Origin of the sequence: Mesorhizobium sp. M2A.F.Ca.ET.067.02.1.1 (genome assembly GCF_004023285.1) — a bacterium.
In the GTDB taxonomy this organism is placed as follows: domain Bacteria; phylum Pseudomonadota; class Alphaproteobacteria; order Rhizobiales; family Rhizobiaceae; genus Mesorhizobium.
This window is the reverse complement of the sequence record NZ_RZSB01000976.1, coordinates 1-1884: the sequence shown is the minus strand read 5'-3', so window position 1 is coordinate 1884 and position 1884 is coordinate 1. Positions and strand designations below refer to the sequence as shown.

At 68.7% G+C, this 1884-nt stretch carries 2 protein-coding genes and 1 pseudogene; 1 reads left to right on the top strand and 2 read right to left on the bottom strand.

Going from position 1 to position 1884, the window contains the following annotated elements:
* The first annotated feature begins 147 nt into the window (after window positions 1–147).
* On the top strand, window positions 148–645 hold the full coding sequence (locus EOA28_RS34410) for an N-acetyltransferase (protein ID WP_127250991.1): 498 nt from the start codon (window positions 148–150) through the stop codon (window positions 643–645).
* 6 nt (window positions 646–651) lie between these two features.
* Here the strand turns inward: EOA28_RS34410 and EOA28_RS34405 are convergent, their stop codons facing one another.
* Together EOA28_RS34405 and EOA28_RS34400 are read right to left on the bottom strand one after the other, a co-directional pair.
* On the bottom strand, window positions 652–1416 hold the full coding sequence (locus EOA28_RS34405; RefSeq protein WP_127250992.1) for an ABC transporter ATP-binding protein: 765 nt from the start codon (window positions 1414–1416) through the stop codon (window positions 652–654).
* A pseudogene (locus EOA28_RS34400) lies at window positions 1409–1884 on the bottom strand (hypothetical protein); the annotation flags it as partial. The gene EOA28_RS34405 and the pseudogene EOA28_RS34400, both read right to left, overlap by 8 nt.

The following is a 1884-nucleotide window of genomic DNA, read 5'->3' as shown; positions in this document are numbered from 1 at the left end:
CTATCGAGCAGGCAGGATCGTTTGCGCCGCCCGTGATAGCCGCTTGAACGCCCGAAAGGCACCGACTGGATCCGCGCCTTCCGCGCGCCCGGGGGTTGGCCGCGCACCGTGCTTCGCCCTATCTTCGGATTGAACAAGGACACGACCATGACCCGCATCCGGGCGATGACGAGGAACGATCTTGCCGATGTGTCGCGGCTGCTCGGCCAATCCTGGCGGCGGACCTACGCGCCGATCATGGGCGACGAGACCGTGGCCCGGCTCTCCGACGAAAGGCACGCGCCGGACCAGCTTGCGCAAGAACTCAAGGACGAGGACAAGATGTCCTTCGTCGCCGAACGCGCCGACGGCTCGATCGCCGGCTATGCTATGGCGGCGATGGACGCCAAAGGCGACGTCACGCTGGAGCGGCTGCATATCGAGCCGCAGGCGTTCGGGAGCGGGCTTGCGGTCGATCTTCTGCATGCCGTGCTTGCCGCCCACGCCGGCATCCCCTCGATCGCCCTGGAGGTGATCGATGGCAACGACCGCGCGATCGCCTTCTACCGCAAGCACGGCTTCGAGGTGGTCGAACGCCGCGAGACCGCCCACGGCGTCAGCGGCCACGCCTCGCTGATCATGCGCCGCATGCTGCCCATGGCTTAGATCGCATCAGGCGGCGAGCAGGCGCAGCGCCTGCATGACGCTGTCCTCGAAGCCGCCTGGCGCCCTGCCTGCCTCGGCCAGTTGCGCAGTATCCCAGCTCCGGCTCAGGCTTCCGTCGGCCATCAGGACGGCGCGGCTGCAGAGCGCCGGCACAGCCTCCACCACATGGGTCGACACGATCACGGCGTGACGGCCGCTCGCGCAGAGCGCGGTGATGACGCGTTTCACCTCCCAGGCCGCGACCGGATCGAGGCCGTTCAGCGTCTCGTCTAAGATCAGCAGCGGCGGCCGGCCGAGAAGTGCCGCGAGGATCGCGACCTTGGCTCGCGTGCCAAGCGAATATTCAGCAATCGGGCGGTCGATCCAGCGCCCGAGCTCGAGCCGCTCGAGGAGGTCGCCGCTCGGCAGATCGGCACTCGGCAGATCGGTACTCGGGAGATCGTTTGGCGCGCAGCCGCGGATCGAGGCGACGAGCTCCATATACTGGCGTCCCGACAGTGCCGCCGGCAATTCGTGCGGCTCGATGGCGAGGCCGAAGCCGGCCTTGGCGCGCTCCGGCGCGGCGGCAAGCGCGACGCCGTCGACCGCCACGCTGCCGCCGAGCAACGGGATCTGGCCGGTGATCGCCCTGATGAGCGTCGACTTGCCCGAGCCATTGGCGCCGAGCAGGCCGACTATGTCGCCCCGGCGGAGCGAGAGATCGATGCCGCGCACCACGGCGCGCCCGCGATAGCCGGCGCTGAGACCGCTGACGGCGAGGACTTCATCCATTGCGATACCTCTGTCGGGCCCGATGCCACAGGAAGAACACCAACGCCGCCAGGCCGATCAGCACGGTGCGTCCATATTCGAGCGTTTCATAGCTGGCATAGGCGAGCGCGCTGGCGAAGCTCAACATGGCAACGAATGGCGCGTTGAGGAAATAGGCGCCGAACACCGCATAGGCGCCGTTCAGCACCAGCAGCCAGAGTCCGCCCGCCACCGGCACGGCCCATGCCGACGGCTCGGCCGCGAGCGCCGCGCCGGCCGGCAGCAGGAAGAAGGCGAGCGACAATTGCAGTGGCAGTTGCACCAGCCGCAGCCACACGCGGGTGAAGCCGATAGGCGCCGTGCGCAGCACCGGCGAGCCGAGCGGCTGGCAGCGCAGGCTGAGCATGAAGACAAGAAGGCCGCCCGCCAGACCCGCGACCGCTGCCGGCCCGGCCGTGCGGCCGGCAAGGCTTGCCCATGCGCCAAGGA